Annotated in this window: 20 protein-coding genes; 8 read left to right on the top strand and 12 right to left on the bottom strand. The window is 61.0% G+C overall.

Features of this window, described 5'->3' with window-relative positions; translation table 11 throughout:
• Positions 1-15 precede the first annotated feature (15 nt).
• From GM668_RS10480 to GM668_RS10470, 3 genes are read left to right on the top strand one after another with little or no spacing between them, the layout of a single operon-like run.
• On the top strand, positions 16-696 hold the full coding sequence (locus tag GM668_RS10480) for an ABC transporter ATP-binding protein (RefSeq protein WP_155438904.1): 681 nt from the start codon (positions 16-18) through the stop codon (positions 694-696).
• Positions 693-3,089 carry an ABC transporter permease gene (locus GM668_RS10475; RefSeq protein ID WP_155438903.1) on the top strand — a complete coding sequence of 799 codons (2,397 nt, stop codon included), beginning with the start codon at positions 693-695 and terminating at the stop codon, positions 3,087-3,089. The genes GM668_RS10480 and GM668_RS10475 overlap by 4 nt, the downstream gene beginning before the upstream one ends.
• 47 nt (positions 3,090-3,136) lie before the next feature.
• On the top strand, positions 3,137-5,518 hold the full coding sequence (locus GM668_RS10470; RefSeq protein WP_155438902.1) for an FtsX-like permease family protein: 2,382 nt from the start codon (positions 3,137-3,139) through the stop codon (positions 5,516-5,518).
• Between the two features lie 60 nt (positions 5,519-5,578).
• Here the strand turns inward: GM668_RS10470 and GM668_RS31155 are convergent, their stop codons facing one another.
• Positions 5,579-6,454, bottom strand: a complete 876-nt coding sequence (locus GM668_RS31155) for an FKBP-type peptidyl-prolyl cis-trans isomerase (RefSeq protein ID WP_170305584.1) — start codon at positions 6,452-6,454, stop codon at positions 5,579-5,581.
• A 107-nt stretch (positions 6,455-6,561) separates the two neighbouring features.
• Positions 6,562-8,439, bottom strand: a complete 1,878-nt coding sequence (locus GM668_RS10460; protein ID WP_155438900.1) for a potassium transporter Kup — start codon at positions 8,437-8,439, stop codon at positions 6,562-6,564.
• Between the two features lie 183 nt (positions 8,440-8,622).
• Here GM668_RS10460 and rarD point away from each other — a divergent pair, with 183 nt between their 5' ends.
• From rarD to GM668_RS10445, 3 genes are all read left to right on the top strand, one after another.
• Positions 8,623-9,492 carry an EamA family transporter RarD gene (gene rarD / locus GM668_RS10455; protein ID WP_155438899.1) on the top strand — a complete coding sequence of 290 codons (870 nt, stop codon included), beginning with the start codon at positions 8,623-8,625 and terminating at the stop codon, positions 9,490-9,492.
• Positions 9,493-9,582: 90 nt separating this feature from the next.
• Complete coding sequence (gene ettA / locus GM668_RS10450; RefSeq protein ID WP_155438898.1) at positions 9,583-11,250, top strand: energy-dependent translational throttle protein EttA; 1,668 nt, start codon at positions 9,583-9,585, stop codon at positions 11,248-11,250.
• 51 nt (positions 11,251-11,301) lie between these two features.
• Entirely contained in the window at positions 11,302-11,766 is a 465-nt protein-coding gene (locus GM668_RS10445; protein ID WP_155438897.1) for a DUF6265 family protein, read from the top strand.
• A gap of 122 nt (positions 11,767-11,888) precedes the next feature.
• On the opposite strand, the gene GM668_RS10440 is transcribed toward GM668_RS10445, so the two are convergent.
• Positions 11,889-12,482, bottom strand: coding sequence for an outer membrane beta-barrel protein (locus GM668_RS10440; RefSeq protein WP_155438896.1), 594 nt, complete (start codon positions 12,480-12,482; stop codon positions 11,889-11,891).
• A gap of 196 nt (positions 12,483-12,678) precedes the next feature.
• Complete coding sequence (locus tag GM668_RS10435; RefSeq protein ID WP_155438895.1) at positions 12,679-13,287, bottom strand: alpha-ketoglutarate-dependent dioxygenase AlkB family protein; 609 nt, start codon at positions 13,285-13,287, stop codon at positions 12,679-12,681.
• Positions 13,288-13,307: 20 nt separating this feature from the next.
• On the opposite strand from GM668_RS10435, the gene GM668_RS10430 reads away from it, so the two are divergent.
• Complete coding sequence (locus tag GM668_RS10430) at positions 13,308-13,904, top strand: putative pterin-binding protein (RefSeq protein WP_155438894.1); 597 nt, start codon at positions 13,308-13,310, stop codon at positions 13,902-13,904.
• Positions 13,905-13,959: 55 nt separating this feature from the next.
• Here GM668_RS10430 and GM668_RS10425 read toward each other — a convergent pair whose 3' ends face one another.
• The 8 genes from GM668_RS10425 to GM668_RS10390 form a co-directional block, all read right to left on the bottom strand.
• Positions 13,960-14,322: a hypothetical protein gene (locus tag GM668_RS10425; RefSeq protein ID WP_155438893.1), complete on the bottom strand. Its 363-nt coding sequence runs from the start codon at positions 14,320-14,322 to the stop codon at positions 13,960-13,962.
• A gap of 159 nt (positions 14,323-14,481) precedes the next feature.
• On the bottom strand, positions 14,482-15,303 hold the full coding sequence (locus GM668_RS10420; RefSeq protein WP_155438892.1) for a Rossmann-like and DUF2520 domain-containing protein: 822 nt from the start codon (positions 15,301-15,303) through the stop codon (positions 14,482-14,484).
• On the bottom strand, positions 15,303-15,890 hold the full coding sequence (locus tag GM668_RS10415) for a DUF924 family protein (RefSeq protein ID WP_155438891.1): 588 nt from the start codon (positions 15,888-15,890) through the stop codon (positions 15,303-15,305). Before GM668_RS10415 ends, GM668_RS10420 begins: the two co-directional genes overlap by 1 nt.
• Positions 15,891-15,947: 57 nt before the next feature.
• Positions 15,948-16,691: an MgtC/SapB family protein gene (locus tag GM668_RS10410; protein ID WP_155438890.1), complete on the bottom strand. Its 744-nt coding sequence runs from the start codon at positions 16,689-16,691 to the stop codon at positions 15,948-15,950.
• A 51-nt stretch (positions 16,692-16,742) separates the two neighbouring features.
• Positions 16,743-17,012 carry a hypothetical protein gene (locus GM668_RS10405; protein WP_155438889.1) on the bottom strand — a complete coding sequence of 90 codons (270 nt, stop codon included), beginning with the start codon at positions 17,010-17,012 and terminating at the stop codon, positions 16,743-16,745.
• Entirely contained in the window at positions 17,009-18,823 is a 1,815-nt protein-coding gene (locus GM668_RS10400; protein ID WP_155438888.1) for an aminopeptidase P family protein, read from the bottom strand. Before GM668_RS10400 ends, GM668_RS10405 begins: the two co-directional genes overlap by 4 nt.
• 72 nt (positions 18,824-18,895) lie before the next feature.
• Entirely contained in the window at positions 18,896-19,168 is a 273-nt protein-coding gene (locus tag GM668_RS10395; RefSeq protein ID WP_155438887.1) for a hypothetical protein, read from the bottom strand.
• A gap of 105 nt (positions 19,169-19,273) precedes the next feature.
• The gene (locus tag GM668_RS10390) at positions 19,274-19,978 is read right to left on the bottom strand and encodes a Crp/Fnr family transcriptional regulator (RefSeq protein WP_155438886.1); all 705 of its coding nucleotides are present in this window, start codon (positions 19,976-19,978) and stop codon (positions 19,274-19,276) included.
• Between the two features lie 179 nt (positions 19,979-20,157).
• Here GM668_RS10390 and GM668_RS10385 point away from each other — a divergent pair, with 179 nt between their 5' ends.
• Positions 20,158-22,116, top strand: coding sequence for an AMP-dependent synthetase/ligase (locus tag GM668_RS10385; protein ID WP_211923372.1), 1,959 nt, complete (start codon positions 20,158-20,160; stop codon positions 22,114-22,116).
• Positions 22,117-22,128 lie beyond the last annotated feature (12 nt).

The following is a 22,128-nucleotide window of genomic DNA, read 5'->3' as shown; positions in this document are numbered from 1 at the left end:
CAAAAGGAATCCTTCATGCTCAAGCTCTCTTGTGTCAGCAAAATCCATCAGGCAGGCGAAGTCCAGACTACGGCGCTGGACCGCATCGACCTGGAAATCGACGCCGGCGAATATGTCGCCATCACCGGTCCGTCCGGCTGCGGCAAGTCCACGCTGCTCAGCCTCCTCGGCCTGCTCGACGTGCCCAGCAGCGGCGAATACTGGTTCGATGGCACCAACGTGGCGGGGTGGAGCGAAGCCAAACTCAATGCATTGCGGCGCGGCCGCATTGGTTTCATTTTCCAGAGCTTCAACCTGATCGAAGAATTGAGCGTCTTTGAGAACGTGGAACTGGCGCTGGAATATACCGGCATGCCGTCGCGCGAGCGCGAAGCCAAGGTGACGGCCATGCTGAACAAGCTGGGCGTGCTGCATCGCGCAGGACACCGCCCGTCCCAGCTGTCCGGCGGCCAGCAGCAGCGCGTGGCCATTGCCCGCGCGCTGGTGGCAGGGCCGGCCGTGCTGCTGGCCGACGAACCGACCGGTAACCTGGATACGGCGCACGGCGATGAAGTCATGCGCCTGCTGCGCACCATCAACGCCGAAGGCACCACGGTCGTCATGGTGACGCACTCGCCGGCCCATGCGGCACAGGCATCGCGCACCATCAACCTGCTCGATGGCCGCATCATGGTCGATGCGCTGCGCGCCGCATGATGCTGCGCGACTTTCGCATCGGCTGGCGCCTGCTGCTGCAGGAGCGCGCCTATTCAGCCGTCACCATCATCGGCTTGGCTGCGGGCCTGGCCGCCTGCTTCCTGCTGCTGGCGTATGTGCGCTTCAGCTACAGCTACGAGAGCCATGTGCCGCAAGCGGACCGCGTGTACGTGGCGAAAACCCGGATCGAGTCGCCATCCGTCGGCGGCTGGTATGAGCGCTCGCCATTCGGCCTGCTGGGCGTGGCCGAACGCAGCGGCCTGGCGGAAGCCGCCGCCGTGGCCCTGACTGGCGGCGTGACATTGCGCCAGGGCGCCAGCCTCACGGAACTGGACATCAACGTTTTCAGTACCGGCATGCCCAAGGTACTGGGCTTGTACGCCGTGCAAGGCGACTTGCAGGCCGCGCTGGAGCGGCCGGATGCTGTCGCACTGACGGAAAGCGTGGCGCGCCGGCTGTTCGGCAACACCGGCAGCGCGATCGGCAAACCACTCACCTTGGAAAACATCAGTTTTAACGTGGCGGCCGTCGTGCCCGATCCCCCTGCCGCCTCCAGCCTGAAATACCAGGCCCTGTTCGGTCTCGGCAGCCGCCTGATACAAGACGAACAGCGCAAGTCATGGGAACGCAACTGGGGCGGCATCGTCACGCTGCTGTACGTGCGGCTGGCGCCCGGCGCCACGCCGCAAGCCATGCTGCAGGCGCTGCAGCATGCGCTGGACCAGGCGCCCCGCCTCGCCCAAAGCAAAGCAGGCGCCATGCACCTGGGCCTGACACCGCTGCGCGGCTGGTATTTCGACCGGGACCTCGCCAGCAAGGATGTGCAGGGCCGCCATGGCAATCCGGCGCTGGTGATGGGCGTCGGCGCCATTGCAGGGTTGATCTTGCTGCTGGCTACCATCAACTACGTGAACCTGGCGACTGTGCGTGTCATGCGCCGCCGTCCTGAAATCGCGCTGCGCAAGCTGCTCGGCGCAGGGCGCGCCCGTGTGGCCGGCCTGCTGCTGGCGGAATCCATGCTGGTGGCGCTGCTGGCGACGACGGCCGGCCTGCTGCTGGCGTGGCTGCTGCTGCCTGCCTGTTCGCAGCTGCTGAACCGCCCGCTGGCTGCTGCAGCCGGTATCGGGACCGTGCTGGCGGCGTTGGCCATCGGCGCCGCCACCGGTGTGCTGGCGGGCCTGTATCCGGCCTGGGTCGCACTGCACGTGCGCCCTGCCCATGCGCTGGAAGGACGCGGCGGCCAGGAAACCCACAGTACCGCGTGGCTGCGCCGCACGGTCACCGTACTGCAAATGACGGCCGCCATGGGCCTGACCGCCACCACCCTGGCGGTCGCGTGGCAGACGCGCTATGCCAGCGCGGCGGAACCAGGCTTTGATCCGCGTCCGCTGCTGGTACTGGACTTGCCCACGCAGATGTGGGAGGGCCAGGCGGCGCGCCAGTTGCGCGACGCGCTGCAGCGCGTGTCAGGTGTGGAGGGCGTCGCCATTTCGCCGGCGCCGGCCGGACGCTTTTATCTTGGCCTGAACAATCCGGTACAGCGCCCCGATGGCCATTCCGCCGCCATGCAGGAGCGCATGGTCTCGCCCAACTTTTTCCACGTCTATGGCGTGCAGGCGCTGGCCGGACGCCTGTTCGATCCGCAGCGCGAACAGGAAACCAACGATGGCTCCGTGGTGCTGAACGCAGCCGCTGCCAAAGCGCTGGGCTATGCCACGCCACAAGAGGCGGTGGGACAGACAGTGCAAGTCATGAAAGGCAAAGGCGCCGTGCAGCCAGTGGTGGTGGGCATCGTGCCGGACTTGCGCTACCAGTCGCTGCGCGAGCAGGCCACGCCGGTCATTTACCGCAACAGCCTGAACGCCTCCGTCCTCACTGTACGCTACCGTGGCGATATGGCGGACCTGGAACGCGCGGCAGACGCGCTGTGGCGGCAATACTTCCCGGACAATTTGCCGGACATCCGCCGCGCCGGCAGCTATTACACGGAAAACTATGCAGACGATGCACGCCTGGCCGGACTGCTGGCAGTGGCCAGCGCCACGGCGCTGCTGCTGTCGGCGTTCGGCATCTATGTGCTGTCCGCTTACACCGTGCAGCGCCGCGCCCGTGAAATCGTGCTGCGCAAGCTGCATGGCGCGCGTGGCGGCGCCATTGCCCGCCTGCTGGGCAGGGAGTTCGCGTGGATGCTGGGTTGTGCGGCGCTGCTGGGCCTTCCGGCTGCCGCGCTGGCGATCCAGACTTATCTGGCCCCATTTGCCGAGCGCGCGCCAATTGGCGGCTGGACCTTGCTGGCGGCGCTGGGCGCTGTCGCAGCCGTGTCGCTGGCCGCCACTATCCGCCACACACTGGCCGCGCTGCGCCTGCCGCCGGCGCTGGCGTTACGTACATAAAAGGGGGCCGGGCCTTCAGGCCGGGCATCCTCACCTTGGAATCCATCATGACATTGCGTGATTTTCGTATCGGCTGGCGCATGCTGTGGCAAGAGCGCGCCTATTCCCTCGTCTCCATTGCCGGGCTGGCCGTGGGGCTGGCCACCTGCTTCCTGCTGCTGGGCTTTGTGCGCTACTGCCTCAGCTACAACAGCCACGTGCCGGATGCGGCGCGGGTGTATGCCGTCAAGCAGCGCATCAACGTGTTTCCCCGTCCTGAATGGGCGATTCATGCCGGGCTGCCGCTGCGCGACGCGGCGCTGGCGACCGGCATGGTGGAGCAGGCCACCATCCTGCGCGAGCTGGACGTGCAATTGAAGGTAGACCGCCAGCGCTACAAGGCGCAACTCGGTGTGGCCGATCCCGCTGCCATCGGGATGCTGGGCTTGCGCGCGCTGCAAGGCGATTTAAAGGCCGCGCTAACCCGGCCGGATGGCCTGGCGCTGACGCAGGAACTGGCGCGCAAAATGCTCGGCGGCGAGACCGTGCTGGGCCGCAGCGTCATGCTCAACGACACGGCGCTGCAAGTATTGGCCGTGGTGGCGGATGCTCCCGCCAACAGCACGATGCCTTACCAGGCCCTTGCGGGAACGGCCAGCAGCGCCTGGCCGGACCGCGCCGATTACAGCACCAACCTGCGCCGCCGTGGTTCCATTTACCTGCGCCTGAAACCAGGCGCCGATCCGGGCAGGCTGGCGCAGCAGCTGCAATCGTTCGTCAACAGCCACCCGAGCGAAATCGCAGTGCGCAATGGCCCGCTGGGACAAAACCTCAATGGCCGCAATGTGACCGATATTGCGCTAGCCGCACTGCCGGACGTGTACTTCGACGCCGAACTGGCGGCCGGCCGCTACGGCAGCCGCTATGGCAACCGCAACAGCGTCTTGGCGCTGGCGGCGGTGGCGGTACTGATCCTGCTGCTGGCAGCCGCCAACTATGTCAACCTGGCTACCGTGCGCACATTGCGGCGCCAGCGCGAAATCGCCATGCGCAAGCTGCTGGGCGCCAGCCCGGCGCGGCTGGTGATGCAATTCCTGGCTGAATCGTCGCTGGTGGCGCTGCTGGCAACTGTGGCCGGCCTGGTGCTGGTGTGGCTTTGCCTCCCTGCGTTTGCCGCGCTGGTGGACCGCAAGCTGGACGGCCTGCTGTCGCCCGCCAATTGCGCGGCAGCCCTGGCGCTGGGTGTACTGGTGGGACTGTGCGCTGGCGTCTATCCGGCCTGGATCGCCCTGCGCGTACGCGCCGCTGCCGCATTGGCGGGACGGGGCGACAGCGAAACGGCAACGGGCCTGTGGCTGCGCCGCGCGCTGACGGTACTGCAATTCGGCGCCGCCATGGCGCTGGCGGCAACCACGCTGGCCATCGCATGGCAAACCAGTTACGCCAGCCACGCGGACCGTGGCTTCGATCCTGATGGCTTGCTGGTGCTGGATCTGCCCACCGGTAGCGGCCAACCTGCCGCAAAAGACTTCCTCGATGCGGTAGCGCGCCTGCCTGGTATCCGTGGCGTGAACACCATGTCCGAAGCCGTGGGGCGCGACGACAACATGATGACCGGCGTGATGCGCGACCGCCATGGCGCATCGGTGCGCGTGGAACTGCGCACCGTCAGCCCGGAATTTTTCGCCGTCTATGGCTTGAAGCCGCTGTATGGCCGCCTGTTCGACAAAGAACAGGATCCGCCGGACAGCCGCAACGTCGTGCTGAACGTGGCGGCAGCACTGGCGCTGGGTTTCACTGCGCCGCAAGACGCGGTCGGGCAGCGGCTTGGCGAGTTCACGATCGTGGGCATTGCGCCGGAAGTGCGCTATCAAAGCCTGCGCCAGCACGCACAGCCACTGGCATACACGGCGCGCGGCGGCGCCGTTGCCAGCCTGCGTGCGGACGGCGATATGGCCGCCGTCAGCCAGGCCATCCTGCCGCTGTGGCAGCGCTATTTCCCCGACCAGGACCTGGAATTGCGCAGCGCCGCCAGCATGTTCGGCCTGGCATATGAGGAAGATGCGCGGCTGGCCCGCATGATGGCGTCGGCCAGCCTGATCGCTGTCATGCTGGCGGCATGCGGCATTTACGTGCTGTCGGCTTATAGCGTTCAGCGCAGCCGCAAGGAAATCGTACTGCGCAAGCTGCATGGCGCCGGCAAGGCAGCCATTGCACGCCTGGTGGCGCGCGAGTTCGCAGTCTTGATCGGCGCTGGCGCCGTGCTGGGCCTGCCGTTGGCGGCGCTGGCCATGCAGCACTACCTGGCAGCCTACGTGGAACAGGCGCCGATGGGGTGGTGGCCGCTGGCGGGTGCGCTGATGCTGGCGGTGCTGGTGGCGCTGATGGCTACCGCGCGCCATACGATTGCTGCGTTACGGCTATCGCCTGCTGCAGCATTGCGCGGATAGCCCAGGCGAAAAAAATCCCCGCTGCACACGCAAGCGGGGATTTTTCTCAGCAAGCTGGATTTACTTCACGCTCACCAGCTCGATCTCAAACACCAGGGTGGAGTTGGCCGGAATCGTGGTGGTGGTGACGCCATTTTCCGTCTTGGTCTGCGGCGTGCTGCCATAGCCCAGTTCTGGCGGAATAACCACAGTGCGCTTGCCACCGACTTTCATGCCCAGGACGCCCCGGTCCCAACCCTTGATCAGGCCGCCATTCAACGAAAAGGTAAAGGTGCCGCTGGTGTTGGTATCGAATTGCGCACCCTTGCAATCCTTGGCGGCATCCAGTTGGGTAGCGCTGCAACCCGCTTTGCTGGAGTCATACAGCCAGCCCGTATATTTGGCGGCGTACGTCTTGCTGTACTCGACAGCTGCGCCGGTACCCACCGTGATGTCGGCGATCGTCACTGCGGCCGATGGCGACGCCTTCTTCACCGATACCACTTCCACTTCAAACACGACCGGCGTATAGACCGGCACTTTGATGCCGGTCGGGCTGGTGTATTCATGCACGCCGTACGCGAGGTTATATGGCAGGACCAGATTGGCTTTGCCTCCCACTCTCATGCCCGGCACTTCCTGGTCCCAGCCCAACAGCGAATAATTGGTACCTGGCAGCACGGCGCCGGTGCCAGGAGCGAAGCTGCGGGTCCCCTTTTCAAACTCGGTGCCACGGGAATTTGGCTTGGTGCTGTCGTACAGGTAACCCGTGTAGTTGACGGTGGCCAGGTCGCCTGCCACCACGGTGTCGCCCTTGCCTTCTATGAGGTTGGTCTTGTAAGGAGGGGCCGGTTGGGCAGGGATTTCCACCGTCGTGGTTTTCTTGGCGCCGCCGCCGCACGCCGTCAGCGTCAGCGCGCAGAACAGCGGTACGAATTTCAAGAACATCGATTTCATAACACCCTTTTTTGCAATAGTAGACATGCCGATCCGGCCAGGGCAGCAGTGTAGCAGACTGCCGCCTGCCCTTCGCCGGATGTAGGCTGCCGTTACAAATTTGAAGATCAGATTTCCACCTGGGTACCCAGTTCAATGACCCGGTTCGGCGGAATCTGGTAATAGTCGGCCGCCGCACGGGCATTGCGCGACATGGCGACAAACAAATGCTCGCGCCACGACACCATGCCGGAACCCGGCGTGGAAATCACCGTCTGGCGGGCGATGAAGAACGACGTTTCCATCATGTCGAATTCCAGCCCGTGCGCGCCGCACAGTTTCAGCACATTCGGAATGTCTGGTTCATCCTTGAAACCGTAATGCACATTGACCTGGTAGCACTGGTGGCCCAGTTCCGTGATCTTGACTTGCTCGGCAGCGGGCACCCATGGTTCTTCCACGATGTAGACCGTGATGAACACCACCCGTTCATGCAGCACCTTGTTGTGCGACAGGTTGTGCAGCAGCGCGTGCGGCACGCCGTCGCTTTCGCCGCGCAGGAAAATCGCCGTGCCATACACGCGGGTGGGCGGCGCCATGAACAGCGATTCCAGGAATGCATCGAGCGGAATCGCGTGCTTTTCCAGGTTCTGGAATACCAGTTCGCGGCCCGTGCGCCACGTCAGCATGATCGTCAACAGCACGGAACCCAGCAGCAGCGGGAACCAGCCGCCGTGCAGCAGCTTCAAGGTGGAAGCCGAGAACAGCATGATGTCGATGAAGATGAAGAAGCCGGTGGCGCTGAAACACACCAGCAGCGGCAAGTGCCAGCGGTAGCGGGTCACGAAGAACGTCAGGATCGTGGTCGACAGCATGGTGGCCGTCACGGCGATGCCATAGGCAGCCGCCAGGTTTTCCGATGAACCAAAGCCCAGCACGGCGATCAGCACCACGCCCAGCTGCAGCCAGTTAACGGCGGGGATATAGACCTGGCCCATTTCCGTGGCCGACGTGTGCAGCACGCGCATACGGGGCAGCAAGCCCAGTGCAATGGCCTGGCGCGTCATCGAGAACGTGCCGGAAATCGTCGCCTGCGATGCAATCACAGTGGCCATGGTAGACAACACGACCAGCGGAATCACGCTCCAGCTGCCCAGTTGCTGGAAGAAAGGATTGGAAATCGCTGCCGGCGTGGCGATCAGCAGCGCCCCCTGGCCCAGATAATTCAGCGCCAGCGCGGGGAACGTCACGAGGAACCACGCCATGCGGATCGGTTTCTTGCCGAAGTGGCCCATGTCCGCGTATAGCGCTTCGGCGCCGGTAAATGCCAGCACGACGGCGCCCAGCGCCACGAAGCCCGCATATTTATTGTTCAGCATGAAGACCAGCGCATGCCACGGATTCAGTGCCGACAGGATTTGCGGCGCCTTCATGATATTGAGGACGCCCATGACAGCCAGTGAAGCAAACCAGACCACCATGACAGGACCGAACCAGCGTCCGATACCAGCCGTGCCATGCTGCTGCAGCGCATACAGCGACACCAGCACGATGATCGTCAGCGGCACAACATAGGGTTTAAAGGCCGGCGTCACCACTTCCAGCCCTTCGATGGCGGACAGCACGGAAATCGCCGGCGTCACCACGCTGTCGCCATAAAACATCGTGGCGCCAAACACGCCCAATAGCAGCAGCGGGCCATGCCAACCGGAGCGCTTGCTGACGGAATTGAGCGCCAGCGCCATCAGCGCCATCACGCCGCCCTCGCCGCGGTTATCCGCGCGCAGCACCAAGGTGACGTATTTGAGTGACACGATCATCGTCAAGCCCCAGAAAATCAGGGACACAACGCCGGTCAAATTGGCGGGATTGAGAACGAGCCCGTGTTCCGGGTCGAAAATGGTTTTCAGCGTATACAGGGGACTGGTGCCAATGTCGCCATAGACGATGCCGACGGCAGCCAGGGTCAGCGCGACTAAGCTGCTCTTCTTATGTTCCGCGGTCAAGATTGCACCTGAAGTTGTTTTGGTGCGTTGCACAATAGGTTAACTATAGTCAATTTGCAAGTCCCGTTTTACCGTTTGAATAACGGATTTTACCGCTCTCAGCGGTGTTATACGATTTCCGGGATAATGGCAGACCGCCCGAAGTTTCCGCGCAGCCATCCGTTGCGCTTAAAGGTCTGACTCATGAATCCAGGCATTCTGTACGCCGCCCTTGCTTTCTTTTGCTGGGGCTTGTTTCCCCTGTATTTCCACGCCATCGGCCCCGTGCCGCCCATGGAAATCCTTGCGCACCGCATGCTGTGGTCGCTGGTATTCCTCGGTATCGTCCTGACAGCCCGCAGCCAGTGGCGCTGGCTGCCGGACGTGCTGAAAAAGCCAAAAGTCGTGGCAAGTTTCATTGCCAGCGCACTGCTCCTGACGGCCAACTGGTTTTTCTATATCTGGGCCGTGAAAAATGGCCACGTCATCGATGCCAGCCTCGGTTATTTCATCAATCCTCTCATCAATGTCTTATTCGGCCTCGTGTTTTTAAAAGAAAAGCTGCGCCGCGGACAGTGGGTGGCAGTCGGCCTTGCCGCGGTGGGTGTCGCGTGGCTGACATGGCAGGCGGGCAAGCCGCCATACATTGCGCTGATACTGGGGCTGACGTTTGGCGGCTATGGCTTGCTGCGCAAGACAGCCGCGCTGGCGGCGCTGGAAGGCTTGTCGTTCGAGACCATCATCCTGTTCCCGCTGGCGGTGGCGTATGTGGGCTGGCTGTCGCTGCACGGTGAAAACACGTTCGTCAATTCGCCGGCCAGCACGCGCTGGCTGCTGGCGGCGGCCGGTCCGATCACCGCCATTCCACTGCTGCTGTTTGCGGCCGGTGCGCGCCGCATCCCGATGTCTGTGCTGGGCATGCTGCAATACCTGTCGCCCACCATGCAAATGCTGCTGGGCCTGTGGTTCTTTGGCGAAGCGTTTTCGCCGGAGCGGCTGGCAGGCTTTATCGTGATCTGGTCGGCGCTGGTGGTATATATGCTGGAGGGCTGGTGGATCGCGCGTCGGAGGTAGGGCCGGTTTTACAAAGCCGCCCTACATTTTCAGTCCCGTTTGTCGTATGCTGTTGACCTTCTTTAGTAATACTTTCACGAGACTTTCCTAATGGCAAATTACGTCTATACCATGAACCGCGTGGGCAAAATTGTCCCGCCCAAGCGCCAGATCCTTAAAGATATCTCGCTGTCCTTTTTCCCGGGCGCGAAAATCGGCGTGCTGGGCCTGAACGGCTCCGGTAAATCGACCTTGCTGAAAATTATGGCCGGCATTGATACGGACATCCAGGGCGAAGCGCGCCCGATGCCTGGCCTGAACATTGGCTACCTGCCGCAAGAACCGCAACTGGATCCGGAAAAAACCGTGCGCCAGGAAGTGGAATCCGGCCTGGGTGAAGCCTTCAGCGCACAAGCGCAACTGGAAGCCGTCTACGCCGCTTATGCCGAGCCGGATGCGGACTTCGACGCGCTGGCCAAGGAACAGGAACGCCTGGAATCCATCATTGCCGCAGCCGACGGCGGCAACTTGAACCTGCAACTGGAAATGGCGGCCGACGCGCTGCGCCTGCCGCCATGGGAACAAAAAATCGGCGTGCTGTCCGGTGGTGAAAAGCGCCGCGTGGCGCTGTGCAAACTGTTGCTGTCCAAGCCAGACATGCTGCTGCTCGACGAACCCACCAACCACCTGGATGCGGAATCCGTCGAGTGGCTGGAACAATTCCTCGTGCGCTTCCCGGGCACCGTGGTCGGCATCACCCACGACCGCTACTTCCTGGACAACGCGGCGGAATGGATCCTGGAACTGGACCGTGGCCACGGCATTCCATGGAAAGGCAATTACTCGTCCTGGCTGGACCAGAAGCAGGAACGCCTGAAGCAGGAAGAAGCCACGGAATCGGCACGCCAGAAAGCGCTGCAAAAAGAATTGGAATGGTCGCGCCAGAATCCAAAGGCACGCCAGGCCAAGTCGAAAGCCCGTATGGCCCGCTTCAATGAGCTGAGCGAATACGAATACCAGAAACGCAACGAAACGCAGGAAATCTTTATTCCTGTGGCTGAGCGTCTGGGCAATGACGTCATTGAATTCAAGAATGTGTCGAAATCGTTTGGCGACCGCCTGCTGATCGACAACCTGTCGTTCATCATCCCGCCTGGCGCCATCGTCGGCATCATCGGCCCGAACGGCGCCGGTAAGTCGACGCTGTTCAAGATGATTGCCGGTATCGAGCAGCCGGACAGCGGCGAAGTCGTGATCGGTAAAACCGCGAAGATTTCTCTGGTGGACCAGAGCCGCGACAAGCTGGACAACGACAAGACCGTGTTTGAAGCAGTTTCCGGTGGCGCTGACATCCTGTCCGTGGGCCGCTTTGAAATGCCGTCGCGCGCCTATGTGGGCCGCTTCAACTTCAAGGGTTCGGACCAGCAAAAGATCGTCGGCAACCTGTCCGGTGGTGAGCGCGGCCGCCTGCACCTGGCGAAAACCCTGCTGATGGGCGGCAATGTCCTGCTGTTGGACGAACCATCGAATGACCTGGACGTGGAAACCCTGCGTGCGCTGGAAGATGCGCTGCTGGAATTCGCTGGTTCCGTGATGGTGATCTCCCACGACCGCTGGTTCCTGGACCGTATCGCAACGCACATCCTCGCGTTTGAAGGCGATTCGCAAGTCACGTTCTTCGCTGGTAACTACCAGGAATACGAAGCGGACAAGAAGAAGCGTTTGGGTGAAGAAGGGGCGAAACCGAAGCGTATCCGCTACAAGCCACTGACGACGTAATGCTCAGTAAAATGGGACCGGTACACGGTCCCATTTTTTATTGGAGAAAACATGCGTGCAATGATTGCGGTGGTATCGATGGTGGCGTGCGGCGCCGCCATGGCGCAGGATGTGACGGCGGATAAACTGGGCTGGATGTCTGGCTGCTGGGCCGCTGCCGGTGGCGAAGCGGGTTCCGGCGAGCAGTGGATGGCGCCGGCCGGCGGTACGTTGATGGGCATGAGCCGCACCGTGAAAAACGGCAAGACGGTTGGGTGGGAAGCGCTGCATATCCGCGATGTGGACGGCAAATTGGCCTATGTGGCGAAACCGCACAACCAGCCAGAAGCGGCTTTTAAATTGGCCAGCCTGGAAGGCCAGCATGTGGTGTTTGAAAATCCGCAGCATGACTTCCCCCAGCGGATTATCTACAAGCGCGATGGCGACCAGTTGCATGCGCGTATCGAAGGGACCATGAAGGGGAAAGCCAAGGGCATTGATTTTCCGCTGCAAAAGACTGCGTGCCCAGGAACATAACTGCCGGCAATTTGGTGCCAGGCACCGAGCGTAAAAGCAACAATGGCGCCACGAAGGCGCCATTTTTTATGTTGCAAATCCCTTTGGTGCCAGGCACCAAATGAATTTGCAATATTGCTGCGTTAGAAGTTGTAGCGCGCGCCCAGCGAGACGGCGCCTTTCTTGCGGCCCTGGTCGATGCCGTTTTTGCCGTAGTGCTCATATTCAAGCGACAGCGACACTTTTTCATTCAGCGCATATTCTCCGCCGACCGACGCATACAGGTTCGTGCGGTTATTGTCGCCCGTCACGTATGGCGTTGCCAGGCCCGTGCCGTGCACTTCATTCTTGTTGTACGCGACACCCAGTTTGCCGAACACGGACAGTTGCTGGTTAATCGGTACACTGCCCTTGCCGGCCAGGTAGAACGCATGCGACTTGCTGTCGACGTGGCCGTTGGCGCCGCCTACCGTGTAGTTGTAGTCAGAGCTGCCGAAGTCCGTATAGCCACCTTCCACGGCAAGATTCTTGTTTAACTGGTAGCCGCCAAAAATCTTGCCGGACCATTCCGTGCTGCTGCGGTCACCATTGCTGGTGTCGTTCGACAGGCTGTACTTGTGCTTGCTGGAAACCACGCCAACACCGGCGTAAGGACCCACTTCGTCAGCAGCATAAGCAGCGGAAACACCACCAAAGGCGGTAGCGGAAACAATCAGGGCGGTCAGGATTTTTTTCATTTGTTCGATCTTTCGCAGGTTAAGTTTGCTTGGGATCGCAATTTCACGGAATCGCGATGTAGGCAAGATAGCATTGAGAATTTGCCTACGTCGTTAGGAATTCCGTAAGAATTGTCACGAGTTGTAATCGCTATTGAAACGAAGGGGATCGCCACAAGATGGCGGATTTTCGCTTAAGATAGGCTTAAGATGCCTGCTAGATAACAATCTTGCGGAAGGTCAGGCTGATGCGCGCGCCGCGCTGCGTCTTTTCCTTGTTGATGCCATGCCGCCAATGGTGCTGCAGCGCGCCAGCCATTAACAGCAGGCTGCCATTGCCCAGCGCGATCTTCACGGTCTTGGGCATAGTCTTGTGTTTGAGGATAAATGTGCGCGGATCGCCAAAGCTCACGGATGCAATGGCGGGATTGCGGCCCAGTTCCCGTTCGTCATCGCTGTGGAAACCCATGCTGTCTTGCTCATTGCGGTAATAGTTGAGCAATACGCTGTTGAAGGCCAGGCCGGTCGCCGCTTCCACCGCCTGTTTGATGTCCAGTTGCAGCGGCGTGAATGGCTGCGGTTCAAATGTCGTGCCCGAATACGTGTAGCGGGCATCCGGATCGCCATGCCATGCACTGAGACGGGGTTGCAGCATGGTTTTGCCATACAGCGTGATGGATTCCGCGCGCCACGCTGTTTCATCGATCAGGCGCTGCATGACGGTAACCGCATCTTGCGCCAGCGGCAGCCGGGGCAAGAAATACAGTTCGCCATCGTCGATGGGAATCGCTTCCAGCGTCGTGTTTTGATCGGCAAACAAGTCCATAGGCCGGTATCATAACAGGCATGAAAAAACGCCAATTCTTCGGCGCCCTGGCTGCGGCCGGCGCCCTTCCCGTCCTAAACTCTGCCCACGCGGCGCCCGTAAAAACCAGCGGTCCCGTCTTGCTGACGGTGACCGGCCCCATCAGCAAACCCAACCGGGGCCCGCTGGACCCCAGCGGCTTCGACCAGATGCTGGTCAAGCACAAAGTCAATTTCACCAAAGCTTACGTATTTGACTTCGCAATGCTGGCAGCGCTGCCCGCCATCACCATCAAGCCAACCCTGGAATACGACAACAAACCGCACACGCTGAAAGGCCCGCTGCTGGTCGATGTCTTGAAAGCCGCCGGCGCCACCTTGACGGAGAACAGCACCCTCGCGTTGCGCGCCGTGGATGGTTATGCCGCATCCATTACCGTGGCGCAAGCCCGCGCGCAGCGCTACATCATCGCCACGCACCTGGAAGGCGCGCCGATTGCGCTGGGCGGACTGGGTCCCCTGTGGGCGGTCTACGATGCGGATAACGTGCCGGACATGGCAAAGAAACCCGTGGCGGAACGTTTCGGTTCATGCCCGTGGGGTTTGTATCACGTGGAAGTGCAGTCAGTGCTGGTGTGAGAAGCACTGCAGTCTGACGTCCGGATCAGGGAGGACGTCAGACAGACGGGACCGGTCAGGCGTACGCTTCAGCCAGCGACATGACGCGCGGCGTGATGGTGATGCCAACGTCGCCAAACACTTTTGTAATGATCGCCATGTTGGCGGCATTCTCTTCCGGCTTCCAGCCTTTGAACAGGTCGGTGCCATCTTTGTGGAAGTGCAAATCCAGTACCTTGCCCCGGTCTTTGTGCGTGTAGCCGGAGCTGTGGGTATTTTCAAAACCGGCAGCCTTCAGCGCAGCAATCACGGCCGTTGGCGGATTGTCCGGGTCTGTGGCGATATACACACCAAATGTCTTGCCAGGCGGCTTGGCAGCGATATCCACATCATAGATACCAGGCGCCTTGGTGACCGAAGTGCTTTTCAGAAATAACATGTTCTATCCTCTATCCTCTGCTGGGCAACGCCACCCCGGGCGCGCTTCCTGACTTGTTTTTCTGATCCAAAAAAATTCCAACAATTAAGCTTATTGCTTTCGCCGAGGATTTACAAGAAATTCGGCGGTGCGCACAAGCAACATGCACCCAGGGACGATTTAACTGTTGTGCTTTCGGCGCGCCAGCGCCACAGTGGGCGCCACCAAGGCATCATATAGCGCTCCCGTCGGCGCATCCCACGCCGTCACCGCCTGCTGCTGGCGCGCCACAGTCGCCATGTCGCCACGGGCAATCGGACCGCTCAAGGCCGGCGCGGCGCCCAGCCGGAAAACATTGGCCAGTGTTTCCGACGCCAGCGGCTGCGCCAGTTCACGCGCCACCGGTTCCGGAATGCCTGCCGCCTGATAAGCGCGCAACGCGGCGTCGAGCACCGTGGTCAAATAGTTACTGGCAAATACCGCTGCCGCGTGATAAACGGTTTTTGCGGCTGCGTCGATGGCCACGGGACGGGCGCCGATGGCAACCAATGCCGGTTCCAGCACGGCAATGGCTTGCGCATCGCCTTCGATGCCGCAAAATGTGCCACTAAAAGCAGCAGCCACGCTGGCCGGGTCGGCAAAACTGCGGATCGGATGCACACTGGCCACATAAGCGCCTGCGCTGCGCGCCGCCTGCAAACGGTCCGACGCCAGCGCGCCGCTGCAATGAAAGACAATGGCGTCTTTTAACGGCACGCTGGCGGCCAGCGCTGCACAAGCAGGCACGATCTGGTCGTCGCCGACGGATAGCATATAGATATCAACATCGCGCAGTGCGGCATAAGCATCCGCCGCCGTACCCGCGCCGATGAATGACACGGCTTGCTGTGCGGACGGCAGCGAACGGGCCAGCACATCGTGCAAGTCAAAGACCGCACCCGCCCACAATTTTCCGAATACGCGGCCCACGTGGCCGCCGCCAATGATGCTCAGGCGATGCATCAGAAACTGGAACCCGGCTGCTGCAGGAATTCGCGCTCTTCCGCCGTTGATTCGCGTCCCAGGACCGCATTGCGGTGCGGGAAGCGGCCAAAGCGGCGGATCACGTCGTAATGGCGGCGCGCATAGTCATATGTGCTTTCAAAACCGGCCGACGTGGAACGCAGCATGTCGAACAAATCCAGTGAACGCTGTTGCATCGACAACGATTCCGAATGCTCGAACGGCAGCAGCGCAAAAATCCGCTGCACGGGCGGCAAGGTTTGATTGGCGCCGCTGTTATCGAGCGCCAGCGCTGCTTCCAGCGCCAGCGGATCACCGGCAAACGCCTTGGCCGTGCCGCGGTAGATATTGCGGGTGAATTGGTCCAGCACGATGATGCGGGCCAGCGTGCCCTGCGTGCCTTCATCGTCCCAGTGGCGCAGGCTGCCCGACAATGCCGCTTCCACCACATGGCCGAATTGCTCTGCGATCTGGCGGTCGAACTGGTCATCCTTGCGGAACCACTCCGGCCGCTGCGTATTGTGGCCCTTGACGCCAATCGGCAAGAACCAGAAATCCAGCACATCCTGTGCGTTGGTTAATTCCATAAAAGTTTCCTGACATGTGGATGCCCAGCCTGATGGCCCGGCACCCAGGTTATCGAATTAGTTACGTGCGTGAGATAACTGGAACCCGTCCAGCCCCTCGAACTGCGACATTTCCTTGGCCAGTTCCGCCATCGTTGCGCCGGAGCGCTTGCTGAGCGCAATGGCAACGAAACGCCACTCCTGCGCCCCGTGGTCGCTGCTGATCATCATCGATCCGCCCGCCACTTCATAACCGCGCTTCAGCGCAATGGCGCGCAAATCCTTTACGTCCGGCATAAAGCCTTCCTTGAAGCGCATCGTCATCGCCACCGCATGGCGGGACGGCAGCCACGCTTCCACCTTGGACAGGAAAATCATCGACATCGCGCACAGGAAGCCCAAGCCGATCGCGCCCAGGTAAAAACCCAGGCCGATCATGATGCCCATGGCAGCCGACGCCCAGATCGATGCCGCCGTCGTCAAGCCGCTGATATTAAAACCTTCGCGCATGATCACGCCCGCGCCAAGAAAGCCAATCCCTGTGACGATGCCCTGTATCACGCGGGTGGGGTCGGTGCCGGCCAGCTGCATCATGCCGCCGCCAAACCACATGTGCGGATAGCCGCAAATCACCGTCAGTGCACATGCCGCCATGCTGACCAGGCCATATGTGCGCATCCCCGCCGCTCGCCCGTGGTACGAACGCTCATACCCTACGGCTAAACCCAGCAGCAGCGCCCCGACTATGTTCAGCAAGATCAGCATATTGGTCGCCAATTCGCTGAGCGACCAGTAACCGGACAGGATGTGATAGGTGGGCATGGCGCACTCCTTATTGTTATGTAACTGCGCGGTGACCGCCGGGCGGCGCTGTTACTTGCCAGCGGCAGGTTTCTTCGTCAACTGCTTTTCAAATTCCTTATCGAGCTTGCTGATGCGCTGCGGCTTTTGCGGGCCTTGGGCATTGACGAAGGCAACGAAATCATCGAGTTCCATGGGCGGGCAAAGCGGCGGCTTGCCCGGTCCTTCCGTCAAAAAGAAATGGCCGCTGCCGGTGCGCGACATGGAATACAAACGGTTGCCGCTGCGTTCTTTCAAACGGTCGAGCGCATTGCTGGCTTTGGTGGATCGGGCACTGCTCATATCGCCTCCGTGCGGGTGTGCAGCCAGGCCAGCGCGTCGCCGTCCAGCAGCGGCGCCAGGCGTGTGCGCACCACCGCGTGGTAATCATTGAGCCACTGGCGTTCATCGTCGCGCAGCAAGCCTGCTTCAATGCAGCGCGTATCGATCGGGCACAGGGTCAGGGTTTCAAATTGCAGGAATGCGCCGAATTCCGTTTCACCGGCCGGCACATTCAAGACGAGGTTTTCAATGCGGATGCCCCACTGGCCGGGCCGGTACACGCCCGGTTCAATCGACGTGATCATGCCCGGCAACATGGCAGTCTGCGCTTCCGGCATGGCCGAGGGCGAAATCGACTGCGGGCCTTCGTGCACATTCATGAAGAAGCCCACGCCGTGGCCCGTGCCGTGGCCGAAATCGATGCCTTCCGCCCACAGCGGCGCACGGGCAATGGCATCGAGCATGGGCGACTTCACGCCATGCGGGAAGCGGGCCCGCGACAACGCAATCATGCCCTTCAACACCAGCGTGAAATCGCGCCGCTGCTCTTCGGACACGGCGCCCACCGGCACCACCCGCGTGACGTCCGTGGTGCCGCCCAAATACTGGCCGCCCGAGTCAATCAGCAGCAAGCCATCGCCCGCCACCAGCGCGCAGCTGCCAGCCTTGGCGCGGTAATGCATGATGGCGCCGTTGGCATTGAAGCCGGCAATGGTGCCAAAGCTGGGGCTGACGAAATGGGGCCGCCTGGCGCGTGTTTGCGTCAGGCGTTCGCCCAACGCAAACTCAGTCAGCGGTTCGCGTGCATGATGCGCCAGTTGCGCATCGAGCCAGCACAAGAATTCACACAGGGCGGCGCCATCCTGCTCCATCGTGGCCCGCACGTGCTGCGCTTCTTCGGCGGTTTTTTGCGACTTGGCCAGGGTGGTGGGATTGATGGCTTCCACCACGTTGACCGCAGCAGGCAGCGACTGGCGCGTGCCATACGTGACGCGGCGCGGATCCAGCAAGACAGTCGCCTGGTCCGGCAAGGCAGCCAGTGCCTCAGCAAAAGCGTGGTACGGCGCGACATCGACGCCGGCGGCAGCCAATGCCGTCACCAGGCCGGGCGGGATTTTGTGCTCCGCCACATACACCGTGCTGCGTTGCGGCGCAATCAGCGCATGGGCGACGAACACAGGATTGAAGTGGACGTCGGCGCCGCGCAAATTGAACAGCCACGCGATATCGTCCAAGGTGGAAATCACGTGGTATTCGGCGCCATGCGAGGCCATCGCACTGCGCAGCGCAGCCAGCTTTTCAGCGCGCGGCACCGCAGCATACGGCGCCAGCAATTCATAGACGGGTTCGGGCGGCAAGCCGGGACGGCCTTGCCACACGTCGTCCAGCAAATCCGTTTCCGTATGCAGCACGATATCGCGCTCGGCCAGCTTCTGCTCCAGCATGCGGGCAATTGCCAGGCCCAGTACGGCGCCATCGGCGGCCACGACCTGGCCCTGCGTCATATGGTCGGCCAGCCAGTCCACGTACAAGGTACTGCCGCCGGATGGGATTTTCATCAGCGCGATGCCGGTCCCTGCTAATTCATTTTCAGCCTGGGTCCAGTAGCGGGCATCGGTCCACACACCGGCAAATTGCGCTGTGATGATCAGCGTGCCGACGGACCCGGTGAAGCCGGACAGCCATTCGCGGCCTTGCCAGCGGGGCGGCAAATATTCGGACAAGTGCGGGTCGGCGGATGGCACCAGCAAGGCGTCGATCCGTTGGCGCGCCATGGCTTCCCGCACTGCTGCGAGACGGCCGGCGATGGCGGTAAGGTCTGGTTGGGGCATGAGCGAGGCAGTGCTGTCTACTTGGCTCTATCATACCCTGCGCCATGTCCAGCCGGGATAGTATCTTGCCGCTCAATGCAACGTGCGCGACTCGTCCTGGTGGTGTTCAAAATCCGGCACGCGGCGCCGTTCCTGGTCGGGCGGCGGTGTCGTTCCCTTGCCGGCTTCCGGCGCGGCCAGCAGCGGCGTCGCGTGCTGTGCGCGGTAGCGTGAGCCGAAGTAATAAGCCAGCAGCGCGGCCGCGCCAAGCCAGCCTGCGACTCTCCAAATGCCCCATCGTGATATGGCCGCTGCCGTACCGCGTGCGACCAGGGTTTCGCCTACTTGGCGTGCCAAGGTATCCATGTTTGCTCCTCCGGTGAGTGCCATGCCACAGCTTAATCCAACTATACGCCTGTCAGTGTTAGCGCACTAACACAGATTTTCAGGTTGGAATTGAGCCTGCCGGTGTCACGTGTGCGCTTCAAAATTGCGCAACCCGTCGAGATCGAGAATCCGGATACCGCCATAGTCGAGGCGCAGCAAGCCCTGTTTTTCCAGCACTTGCAGCGCCTGGTTGGCCCGCTGCCGCGACGCACCCGACAACAGCCCCACTTCTTCCTGCGAAATTTGCACCAGGTGTTCCGTTCCCGGATACAACTGCGTATTGAACAGTCCAGCCAGGCAGCGCGCCACGCGCGTATCGACATCGAGCAGGCGCTCGTTTTCCACCATGCCGATAAACTGTCCGAGCCGCTCGTTGAGCTGCATGAGCAAAAACCGCGTAAACGGCAGGCTAGTTTCCAGCAGCCAATTAAAAGTATCGGCGGGCATGCGTGCAATGCGGCTGTCACGCAACGCCATGGCGTCGTATTTTCGCAATTCATTCTTTAGCAGCGACCCTTCGCCAAACCAGCTGCCCTGCGGCACGCCAGTAAACGTCACGCTTTTCCCGTTCGGCGAAAAGTTATTCATCTTGACCATGCCGCTGACGATACCGACCCAGTGGTCCACTACCTCGCCCTTGTGGCAGACGAACCCGCCCTTCGGCACGAATACTTCATAGCAATCCGCTTCGACACGGGCCATTTGCTCCGGCGTCAGCACAGGCGCCCACGTGGCCGCGTGGAGGGATTCAATCAAAGTCGGCTGCTGGGTTGGTTGCTTAGTAGTCATTGTTGCAAGGCAACGTCAAAAAGTGGTTTGATTGTCGTCAAAAAGACAACTCTGCAGGGAAACGCAGGCTAATATTCATCACACTTAAAAAGCACTTATAAGAGATGTGGTTGCCCGACCTGAAGGTCCTGCACGCCATAGCTTGAACATAATTATCGCAGCTTCATCCAACCGGGGCTATGAAGGAGACGAAAGTGCACACAGCAATGGATACATTCCCACGCCGCTTATTGCAGCATGGGAAGGAGCGGCCCCACAAGCCTGCATACCGTGAAAAATATCTCGGTATCTGGCAAACGTGGAACTGGGCCCAGGTCAATGATGAAGTCCGCGCATTGGCGTGCGGACTGGCAGCGCTGGGCTTCCAGCGCGGCATGAACCTTGCCATCATTGGCGATAACCGGCCCCGGCTGTACTGGTCCATGCTGGCGGCCCAATGCCTGGGCGGCGTGCCTGTGCCGCTGTACCAGGATGCACCGGCCGCCGACATGGCGTTCGTGCTGGATAACGCGGAAATCGCATTTGCCGTAGTGGAAGACCAGGAACAGGTCGACAAGCTCCTGGAATTAAAGGAACAGTGCCCGCGCATTGCGCACGTGTTATATGACGATGAGCGCGGCATGCGCCATTACACGCACAAGGAATTGCAATCGTTCGCCCAAGTCCAGGAACTGGGCCGCGCGTACGACAAAGCCCATCCCGGCTTTTTTGAAGCGCAGGTGGAGGAAGGCCGCAGCAGCGATAACGCCGTCATCCTGTATACGTCCGGCACCACGGGCAAACCCAAAGGCGTGTGCCAGACGCACCACGCGCTGATGTCGGCCGGCGCCGGCAGCGTGGGCTTCGACCAATTGACCGACAATGAAGACATCCTGTCGTATTTGCCGATGGCGTGGGTCGGCGATTGCCTGTTTTCGCTAGCCCAGGCAATGGTGGCAGGCTTCACCGTCAATTGCCCGGAATCCGGCGAAACCGTCATGACGGACATGCGCGAAATCGGCCCAACGTGCTATTTCGCGCCGCCGCGCGTATTTGAAAATTTGCTGACCAATGTGACGATCCGCATGGACGACGCGGGCAAGTTGAAAAAAGGCTTGTTTGACTATTTCATGGACGTGGCCAGGCGCGTGGGCGCCGATATCCTGGACGGCAAACCCGTGGCCTTCGGCGACCGGTTCAAGTATGCACTGGGCAACGTGCTGATTTACGGCCCGCTGAAAAATGTGCTGGGCATGTCGCGCATCCGTGTCGCCTACACGGCAGGCGCCGCCATCGGTCCTGACTTGTTCCGCTTTTACCGCTCGATCGGCGTCAACCTCAAGCAGTTGTACGGTTCCACGGAAACGTGCGCCTATGTATGCCTGCAGCCGGACGGCAAAATCAAGTTCGACAGCGTGGGCTTGCCTGCCCCGGGCGTCGAAGTCAAACTGGCTGACAATGGCGAAGTGCTGGTGAAATCCGCCACGTTGATGGATGGCTATTACAAGCGTCCGGACGCGACGGCGGAAGCCATCGACCAGCATGGCTATTTCCACACGGGCGATGCCGGCATGTTCGACAGCGAAGGCCACTTGAAAATCATCGACCGCGCTGCCGACGTGGGGCGCATGAATTGCGGCACGATGTTCGCGCCCAACTACATTGAAAATAAACTCAAGTTCTTCCCATACATTAAGGAAGCCGTGGCCTTTGGCCATGGCCGCGACCAGGTGTGCGCCTTCATCAATATCGACATGGGCGCCGTGGGCAACTGGGCCGAACGCCGCGGCATTGCGTATTCCGGCTATACGGACCTGGCGTCGCATCCGGCCACGTATGAATTGATGCAGGAATGCGTCGAGCAGGTCAATGCCGGCCTGGCGGCCGAGCCTTCGATGGGCAACACGCAGATTTCCCGCTTCCTCGTGCTGCACAAGGAACTCGATCCGGATGACGATGAGCTGACCCGCACCCGCAAAGTGCGCCGCAAGTTCGTCGCTGAAAAATATGCGGTGCTGATCGATGCGCTGTATACCGGCAAGGGATCGCAATTTATCGAAACCCAGGTCAAGTTCGAGGATGGCCGCACCGGCAAGGTGTCGGCCGACCTCGTGATCCGGGATTGCAAAAAACTGCCTGCCGTGCAGGCGGCTGCGTGACCAGGAGAACAG

The sequence above is a fragment of the Pseudoduganella ginsengisoli genome, from assembly GCF_009720865.1.
Taxonomy (GTDB): Bacteria; Pseudomonadota; Gammaproteobacteria; order Burkholderiales; family Burkholderiaceae_D; genus Rugamonas; species Rugamonas ginsengisoli.
This window is presented reverse-complemented; position numbering and strand designations above follow the sequence as displayed.

Coding starts and splice junctions, on each gene's coding strand:
- GM668_RS10480 (WP_155438904.1), top strand. CDS start 16: ATGCTCAAGCTCTCTTGTGTCAGCAAAATCCATCAGGCAGGCGAAGTC.
- GM668_RS10475 (WP_155438903.1), top strand. CDS start 693: ATGATGCTGCGCGACTTTCGCATCGGCTGGCGCCTGCTGCTGCAGGAG.
- GM668_RS10470 (WP_155438902.1), top strand. CDS start 3,137: ATGACATTGCGTGATTTTCGTATCGGCTGGCGCATGCTGTGGCAAGAG.
- GM668_RS31155 (WP_170305584.1), bottom strand. CDS start 6,454: ATGAAATCGATGTTCTTGAAATTCGTACCGCTGTTCTGCGCGCTGACG.
- rarD (WP_155438899.1), top strand. CDS start 8,623: ATGAATCCAGGCATTCTGTACGCCGCCCTTGCTTTCTTTTGCTGGGGC.
- ettA (WP_155438898.1), top strand. CDS start 9,583: ATGGCAAATTACGTCTATACCATGAACCGCGTGGGCAAAATTGTCCCG.
- GM668_RS10445 (WP_155438897.1), top strand. CDS start 11,302: ATGCGTGCAATGATTGCGGTGGTATCGATGGTGGCGTGCGGCGCCGCC.
- GM668_RS10440 (WP_155438896.1), bottom strand. CDS start 12,482: ATGAAAAAAATCCTGACCGCCCTGATTGTTTCCGCTACCGCCTTTGGT.
- GM668_RS10435 (WP_155438895.1), bottom strand. CDS start 13,287: ATGGACTTGTTTGCCGATCAAAACACGACGCTGGAAGCGATTCCCATC.
- GM668_RS10430 (WP_155438894.1), top strand. CDS start 13,308: ATGAAAAAACGCCAATTCTTCGGCGCCCTGGCTGCGGCCGGCGCCCTT.
- GM668_RS10425 (WP_155438893.1), bottom strand. CDS start 14,322: ATGTTATTTCTGAAAAGCACTTCGGTCACCAAGGCGCCTGGTATCTAT.
- GM668_RS10420 (WP_155438892.1), bottom strand. CDS start 15,303: ATGCATCGCCTGAGCATCATTGGCGGCGGCCACGTGGGCCGCGTATTC.
- GM668_RS10415 (WP_155438891.1), bottom strand. CDS start 15,890: ATGGAATTAACCAACGCACAGGATGTGCTGGATTTCTGGTTCTTGCCG.
- GM668_RS10410 (WP_155438890.1), bottom strand. CDS start 16,691: ATGCCCACCTATCACATCCTGTCCGGTTACTGGTCGCTCAGCGAATTG.
- GM668_RS10405 (WP_155438889.1), bottom strand. CDS start 17,012: ATGAGCAGTGCCCGATCCACCAAAGCCAGCAATGCGCTCGACCGTTTG.
- GM668_RS10400 (WP_155438888.1), bottom strand. CDS start 18,823: ATGCCCCAACCAGACCTTACCGCCATCGCCGGCCGTCTCGCAGCAGTG.
- GM668_RS10395 (WP_155438887.1), bottom strand. CDS start 19,168: ATGGATACCTTGGCACGCCAAGTAGGCGAAACCCTGGTCGCACGCGGT.
- GM668_RS10390 (WP_155438886.1), bottom strand. CDS start 19,978: ATGACTACTAAGCAACCAACCCAGCAGCCGACTTTGATTGAATCCCTC.
- GM668_RS10385 (WP_211923372.1), top strand. CDS start 20,158: ATGAAGGAGACGAAAGTGCACACAGCAATGGATACATTCCCACGCCGC.